The organism is Trebonia sp. (genome assembly GCF_049794275.1).
Lineage (GTDB): Bacteria > Actinomycetota > Actinomycetes > Streptosporangiales > Streptosporangiaceae > Trebonia.
Map to the genome: position 1 here is coordinate 1 of NZ_JBARCR010000625.1, position 7,683 is coordinate 7,683.

General features: G+C 67.8%; 6 protein-coding genes. 3 read left to right on the top strand and 3 right to left on the bottom strand.

Features of this window, described 5'->3' with window-relative positions; all coding sequences use genetic code 11:
* Positions 1-204 precede the first annotated feature (204 nt).
* From WA805_RS16710 to WA805_RS16720, 3 genes are all read right to left on the bottom strand, one after another.
* A complete protein-coding gene (locus tag WA805_RS16710) occupies positions 205-1,182 on the bottom strand; it encodes a ribose-phosphate diphosphokinase (protein WP_422271364.1) in 978 nt (325 codons plus the stop codon).
* Positions 1,183-1,202: 20 nt separating this feature from the next.
* Positions 1,203-2,627, bottom strand: a complete 1,425-nt coding sequence (glmU, locus tag WA805_RS16715; protein ID WP_422271362.1) for a bifunctional UDP-N-acetylglucosamine diphosphorylase/glucosamine-1-phosphate N-acetyltransferase GlmU — start codon at positions 2,625-2,627, stop codon at positions 1,203-1,205.
* 177 nt (positions 2,628-2,804) lie between these two features.
* A complete protein-coding gene (locus WA805_RS16720; RefSeq protein ID WP_422287824.1) occupies positions 2,805-4,640 on the bottom strand; it encodes an MFS transporter in 1,836 nt (611 codons plus the stop codon).
* A 210-nt stretch (positions 4,641-4,850) separates the two neighbouring features.
* On the opposite strand from WA805_RS16720, the gene WA805_RS16725 reads away from it, so the two are divergent.
* From WA805_RS16725 to WA805_RS16735, 3 genes are all read left to right on the top strand, one after another.
* Positions 4,851-5,285 carry a DUF485 domain-containing protein gene (locus tag WA805_RS16725; protein ID WP_425242802.1) on the top strand — a complete coding sequence of 145 codons (435 nt, stop codon included), beginning with the start codon at positions 4,851-4,853 and terminating at the stop codon, positions 5,283-5,285.
* Positions 5,282-6,904: a cation acetate symporter gene (locus WA805_RS16730; RefSeq protein ID WP_422287828.1), complete on the top strand. Its 1,623-nt coding sequence runs from the start codon at positions 5,282-5,284 to the stop codon at positions 6,902-6,904. The genes WA805_RS16725 and WA805_RS16730 overlap by 4 nt, the downstream gene beginning before the upstream one ends.
* 74 nt (positions 6,905-6,978) lie before the next feature.
* Positions 6,979-7,683 (top strand): hypothetical protein, encoded by a 705-nt coding sequence (locus WA805_RS16735; RefSeq protein ID WP_425242801.1) that lies wholly within the window; start codon positions 6,979-6,981, stop codon positions 7,681-7,683.

The window sequence follows — 7,683 nt, forward strand, 5'->3', positions numbered from 1 at the left end:
AATCAATGCCGCGAGTATGGCCACAGAGCAGCGGGGGCACGGGGCGCGACCTCAGCCCGGCCTCTGGCGGCGGGGACCGTGGAGTGGACGGTCCCGGCTCGTCGCATTGACCCCCGTCCCGCCAAACCGGGGAATGGCGGGACGGGGCCGCGGCCCTTGGCAGGAGGTAGAGACAAACCTCAGGCCAGGGGCCGCGACCATGTCTCAGCTCTGCCCGTCGAACAGGCTGGTCACCGAACCGTCGCTGAACACCTCATTGATGGCCCGCGCCAGCAGCGGCGCGATGGACAGCACGGTCAGCTTGTCGAACCTTTTCTCCTGCTGCACCGGCAGCGTGTTGGTGATGACCACCTCGCTGATCCGGGAGTTCTTCAGGATGTCGATCGCGGGCCCGGACAAGACCCCGTGCGTGGCCGCCACGATGACTCGCTCCGCGCCCTGGTCGAACAGCGCGTCCGCCGCCTTGGCGATCGTCCCGCCGGTGTCAATCATGTCGTCCACCAGGATGCAGGTACGGCCGGCCACCTGGCCCACCACTTCGAAGACCTTGACCTGGTTGGCGACGTCAGGGTCGCGCCGCTTGTGGATGATGGCCAGCGGGCAGCCAAGCCGGTCGGTCCACCGCTCGCAGACCCGCACCCGGCCGGCGTCCGGCGCGACCACGGTCACGTTGCTGACGTTCAGCTTGCCTTCCAGGTAGCCCGCAAGGATCGGCAGCGCGAACAGGTGGTCCACCGGCCCGTCGAAGAAGCCCTGGATCTGGGAGGTGTGCAGGTCCACGGCCATCAGCCGGTCGGCGCCCGCGGTCGCGAACAGGTCAGCGACAAGGCGCGCGGAAATCGGTTCCCTGCCGCGGTTCTTCTTGTCCTGCCGCGCATAGCCGAAGAACGGCGTCACCACCGTGATCCGCTTCGCCGATGCCCGCTTGAGCGCGTCGACCATGATCAGCTGTTCCATGATCCACTGGTTGATCGGCGAGGTGTGGCTCTGCAGCACGAACGCGTCGCAGCCGCGGACCGACTCGAGGTACCTGACCATGATCTCGCCGTTGGCGAAGTCATAAAGCCTGGCTGGCCCCGGCTCGATTCCCATGCAGTCGGCGACCTCGGCGGCAAGCTCGGGGTATGCCCGCCCGCCAAAGAACATCAGTTTCTTCTGGTTGGACGCCGTCATGCCGCTCACCTGGAACTTTTCTCCTTCAATTATTCCGAACGGGCTCGTTTCGCTGCGTCGGCGGACCGCGTTCCCTGCCGGTTGCGCTCCACCCATCCGTGAGAGTTGTGCTGCCGTCCCCGTGCCACGCCGAGCTCACCGGACGCCACGTCTCCGGTGATCACCGAGCCCGCCGCGGTGTACGCGCCGTCGCCAATAGCGACCGGCGCCACGAGCACGCTGTTACTGCCGACGAAGGCGTGCTCGCCGACGTCAGTATGGTGCTTGCCGACCCCGTCGTAGTTGGCGAAGATCGTGCCCGCGCCGATGTTGGCGTCGGCACCGATGTGCGCGTCCCCCACGTATGTCAGGTGCGGGACCTTGGCGCCCGGTCCGACCTCGGCGTTCTTGAGCTCCACGTGGCAGCCGATGTGCGCGTTCTCGCTGATACGGGTGCCCGGCCGCAGGAAGGCGTAGGGACCCACGGTCACGCCAGGCCCGACCTCGGCTTGGCGGCAGACCGCGTAGAGCAGCACGGCGTCCTTGCCGACAACAGCGTCCTCGAGAAGGCAGCCGGGGCCGATCCGCGCGCCGTCCGCGATGGCGGTGGCGCCTGTCAGCTGGACCTGCGGGCCGATCTCCGCGTCCTGTCCGATCGTGACGGTGACGTCGACCCATGTCGTGGCCGGGTCAACGATGGTGACGCCGGCCCGCATCCAGTGCTCGAGGATCCGGTCGTTGAGCGCCCGCCGTGCCGCCGCGAGCTGCACGCGGTCGTTGACGCCGTGGATCTCCGCAACGTCGGCGGCCAGCACCGTCCCGATCGGGTGCCCGTCGCCGCGCAGGATCCCCACCACGTCGGTCAGGTACTCCTGCTGCTGGGTGTTGTCGGTCGTCACCCGTTTGATCGCGTCCGCGAGCAGCGCGCCGTCGAAGGCGTAGCAGCCCGAGTTGTACTCGTCGATGGCGAGCTCCGCCGGGGTGGCGTCGCGCTGCTCCACGATGCGGAGGAACGCCCCGTCGGCGTCCCGCACAATCCGCCCGTAGCCCGCCGGGTCACCGGTGGCGGTCAGCACCGTGACAGCGTTGCCGCCAGCGTGGTGAACGTCCACGAGCTCGCGCAGCGTCTGGCCGCGCAGCAGCGGCATGTCCCCGTACGTGACGACGACGGTGCCGCGGAAGTCGCCGAGCGTCTCGGTGACCATCCGCACCGCGTGCCCGGTGCCGAGCTGCTGGTCCTGGACGACGACCAGCGCTCCCGGTGACTGCCCAGTCACCTCCGCACTCACCTGATCCCTGCCGTGCCCGACGACGACCACGAGCCGTTCCGGGTCGAGCTCGCCGGCCACTGCCAGGGCGTGGCCGACCATGCTGCGCCCGCACAGCGAATGCAGGACCTTGGGAAGGCGCGACTTCATGCGCCTGCCCTCGCCCGCGGCGAGGACCAGTACTGCGGCCGGGCGACTTTCGCTCACGCGCAACGGTCTCCTCGGGTATCGCGCCGAATACTTACCAGGGCCATCATCCCCGGGAACCCCACTAAGCGGAGCGACGCCAGATCTGTTAACCCGCTCCTCATCCGCAGGATACCGTCCCGTAGCCGAAATAGGAGAGCCAACCCCGCGCCTTAGCCGTGGACGGGCGGTTCCCCGCTAGCTCGCACGGCCTGGCTTCTCCGCTGGCTCTGCCGTGTCGCTGACCATGTCGGGGACGACCAGTTCGCTCGGCTCGATGCCGGTGCCCTCCGCGGCCACCGCGGCCAGCTCGGAGCCCACCGACTCCTTCGCGCCCAGGCTCCTCTTCCGCGGACCGGTGAGCGCCGAGGCGATGGCGCCGATCAGGCAGGCCGCGATCGCGAACCCGAAGGCGACGCCGAGTCCGTCGTGGAACGGGCCGGTGATCAGGTGCGGGAAGAACTGCCGGCCGATCAGGTACGCGGCGTGCGCCGGGCTGAGCTGGTGCAGCAGCGGGCCGAGCAGCTGCTGCACCGGGTTGTAGCCGAGGAACGCGGCGAACAGTACCCCGATCGGCGGCAGGTGCGAGATCGGCGTGGCCGCGCTGGCCGGGACGCCCTGCGCGGTCAGGCCGCTGAACAGCGTCGTCGGCAGCTTGCTCGACAGCCCGATGATCATCAGCGAGAAGAAGATGCCGATCGACAGCACGGACGCGGAGTTCATGAACGTGGCGATCATGCCGCCCGCGGCGCCGCGCTGATTGGCCGGCACGGAGTTCATCATCTCGGCACGGTTCGGCGACACGAACAGGCCGGTGCCGAAGCCGTTGAGGGCGACGAGCAGCGCGAACTGCCAGTAGACGAAGTTCACCGGCAGGAACGCGAGGACAAGGAAGGTCGCCGCTGTCAGCACCGCGCCGCCCACGGTGAACGCTTTGGCGCCGAAACGGTCGGAAAGGATGCCGGACAGCGGCGCTGACAACAGGAAGCCGATCGTCAGCGGGATCAGGTAAATGCCGGCCCACAGCGGCGTCTGGCTGAAGCTGTAGCCGTGCAGCGGCAGCCAGATGCCCTGCAGCCAGATGATCAGCATGAACTGCATGCCGCCGCGGCTGAGCGCCATGGCCAGGCTCGCGATGTTGCCCGCCGCGAACGGCCGGATCTTGAACAGCGACATGCGGAACAGCGGTTCCGCGACCTTCGTCTCCACGATGACGAAGATGACCAGCAGCGCCACGCCGCCGATCATCGCGGTGAGCACCCACGGGTTGGTCCAGCCCATCGGGTGCCCGCCGTACGGCAGCAGGCCGTAGGTAATCCCGACCAGCACCGCGATCAGGCCGCCGCCGAACAGGACGTTGCCCCACCAGTCCATCCGCGCGTGCTTGCGGATGCCGATGTCGTGCATCATGAAGTACGCCCAGACGGTGCCGAACACGCCGACCGGCACCGAGACGAGGAAGATGAGGTGCCAGTTCACCGGGCCGAGGACGCCGCCGAGGATCAGGCCGATGAACGAGCCTGCGATGGCCGCGATCGAGTTCAGGCCGAGCGCCGTGCCGCGCCGGTTGCTAGGGAACGCGTCGGTGAGGATGGCGGTCGAGTTAGCGAACAGGAACGCGCCGCCGATGCCTTGCACGATGCGCCAGAAGATCAGCCACAGCGCGGCGGCTACGCCGTGCATCCAGGTCAGGGTCAGGAAGATCGAGGCGACGGTGAAGACCAGGAAGCCAAGGTTGTACATGCGGACCCGGCCGAACATGTCGCCGAGCCGCCCGAACGACACCACGAGCACAGCGGTCACGACCATGAAGCCCATGAACATCCACAGCAGGTAGCTGGTGTTCCCCGGACTCAGCGGGTTCAGCCCGATGCCGCGGAAGATGTCCGGCAGCGCGATCAGCACGATCGACTGGTTGATCGTCGCCATCAGCACGCCGAGCGTGGTGTTGGACAGCGCGATCCACTTGTAGTTCGGTCCTGGCGTCCAGCTAGTCCCCGCGGGCTTACCCGCCGCCTTGGAACTAACCGTCATGGGCGGGTCCCCCTGCTCCTCAATGTCTGCCGACTACTTGCTTGACCTCAACTAACCATAACTCACCGGGCCCAGCGCCCGTACCGGGCGGGCTGCCCTGGCGAGCCCATGGGATTGCCGTGACCCCTGGGACAACACGTAATTTCCGCAAAAGTTCCCTATGTCGCCAAGACCCCGGTATAGCGTGAGATGCGGCGGAAGGAACGCGGCATGTCCCTATTCCAACCTAGTCGGGGGAATGCCGGCAGCACGGCGGACTCATACCAATCTCCCCCCTGGAGCGACGCACCCCCTTGGCACGTCGACGGTACGGCGGCGGTGCCCCAGCCCAGTGCCATTGGCTACGAGGCCGTCAGGGCTAGCCGGGATTTCTGGACTATTCAGCGGCGCTACGGGTCCTTCGTAAGGCCGGTGTGCACCCTGTTCATCATCTGGTACTTCCTCTTCGTGATGATCGCCGTGTTCGCACCCGGCTTCATGCGGATTAGCGTGTTCGGCGACGTGAACGTGGGGCTCTGCTTCGGCGTCCTGCAGTTCGTTTCGACATTCGCGATCGCCATGAGCTACCGCCACTGGGCGCGGCGCAGACTCGACCCGCTGTCTGACCGGCTGCGACACCGCCTCGAAGGAGGACAACAGCCGTGACTGGCCTGGCAGCCACGGGTACGCCTTTCACGGTCGGCACGCCCGCGCTCAACTTCGGCATCTTCGCCTTCTTCGTCGTGGTGACCCTCGTCATCGCCGTGAGCGCGGCCGGAAGGAACAGGTCAACCAACGACTACTACGCGGGCGGGCGGGCCTTCACCGGCTGGCAGAACGGCATCGCGATCGGCGGCGACTACCTGTCGGCCGCTTCATTCCTCGGCATCGCGGGCATCATCGCCATCTACGGGTATGACGGCTTCCTCTACTCGATCGGCTTCCTGGTCGGCTGGCTGCTCGTCCTGATGCTCATCTCGGAGCCGTTCAGGAACACCGGCCGGTACACGATGGCGGACGTTCTCGACCTCAGGCTGAAGGCGCCCCCGGTGCGCGCCGCCGCCGCGGTCTCCACCCTCACGGTCAGCCTGTTCTACCTGCTCGCCCAGATGGCTGGCGCCGGCGCCCTGGTGAGCCTCCTGCTTGGCGTGAAGAGCACTGTTGGCCAGGACCTCGTCGTCGCCGTCGTCGGCATCCTCATGATCTTCTACGTGCTCGTCGGCGGGATGAAGGGCACGACCTGGGTGCAGATCGTCAAGGCCACGATCCTCGCGGCCAGCGCGGCGGTGACCACCGTGTGGGTGCTGTCCAGGGCAGGGTTCAGCCTGCCCAGTTTGCTGCAGCACGCCGCGGCGTCCAGCCCGGCAGGCACCCGCGTGCTCGGCCCCGGCCTCGAATACGGGGTGAGCACGACCACCAAACTCGACTTCGTCTCGCTGGCGCTGGCGCTCGTGCTCGGCACGGCCGGCTTGCCGCACGTGCTGATGCGGTTGTACACGGTGCCGAACGCGCGAGAGGCACGCCGGAGCGTCGTGTGGACCATCTGGCTGGTGGGACTGTTCTACCTGTGCACGCTGCTGCTCGGCTTCGGCGCGATGTGGCTGGTAGGGGGCAAGCGCATCCTGGCCGCGCCAGGCGGCGGCGACTCCGCCGTTCCCCTGCTGGCCGACAAGCTGGGCGGGACGCTGCTCTTCGGCATCGTGGCGGCCGTGGCGTTCGCCACCATCCTGGCGGTCGTGGCCGGCCTGACGATCACCGCGAGCGCCAGCTTCGCGCACGACGTGTACGCCGGCCTCGTCCGCCACGGGGAAGCCGAGCCTGGCGATGAGATCCGGGTGGCGCGGATCACCGCGGTGGTGATCGGGACCGTCGCGGTGATCGGCGGGGCCTACGCGAAGGGCATAGAGGTCGCGTTCCTGGTGGGGCTGGCGTTCGCGATCGCGGCGTCGGCGAACCTGCCGTCGATCCTGTACTCGCTCTTCTGGCCGCGGTTCACCGAGCGAGGCGCGCTGTGGAGCATCTACGGCGGGCTGATCACCTCGGTCGGCCTGATCATCTTCTCTCCCGTGGTCTCCGGCGCCAGCTCGTCGCTGATCACGGACCGGCACGTGAACTTCGCGTTCTTCCCGCTGAACAACCCAGGGATCGTGGCCATCCCGGTGGCGTTCTTCCTCGGCTGGCTCGGCACCATCACCGACCGGCGGCCCGCCGACTCGGCCAGGTTCGCCCGCATGCAAGTGCGGGCGCTTACCGGGGTTGGCGCGGAAAGAGGTGGTCGCGCCTGACGCAAGACTCCGCGGCGCGTGGCGTTAACGCCTGGACATGCCGCTGACGCTTAGACATAAGGAGGGGATCTGACATGGCTGAGGCAGCAGAGCGCCCGCAGGCGCAGCAGGCATTCGACGTTGGATCCTGGCCGGCCATCCGGCAGTCAGCGGCCCAGCTGTCCAGGAACCGGGAAGTGTTCGTCCGGCAGCTGCACTACGACATCACCAGCCTTGTCCCGGAGCTGGCCAGCACTCAGGCCCCTGACATGTGGGCGTTCTGCGAACGGATGGCTCAGTCGCTCCTGTGGGTCGCGCTCACCGACCAGCCCCTGGGCGTGGTCGCCGACGCGCTGCGCCGGGTGGGCGGGCAGAACTGGGCCGACGGCTTCCCGGATACGCAGTACCCGACCATCGCCCACGCGCTGGTCCAGACCGTGCACTACCTCAGCGGAAGCGACTGGTCCGCCTCGACGGGCTCGGTGTGGATCGGCTACTTCATGTGGATCAAGCCGCACTTGCTGGCCGGGGCGCAGCAGGCCGCCGCGCAGTTCGCCGCCGCGCAGCAGGAGGCCGAGCGGCAGGCCGCCGCGGACCGGGCGTTCGCCGAGCAGGAGGCCGCCCGGGTGGCGGAGCTGTCCAGGGACTCGCGCGGCCATCAGACGAACGTGGTCAGCGACGTCAACATCGAACAGGTGGCAAGCCTGCTTGACGAGGACGACGAAGACACGGGCTACGGCCACCTCATGGTCTCGATGACGAGAAACCAGCGCCGGGACCCCCGCCGCCCCACCCCCTGA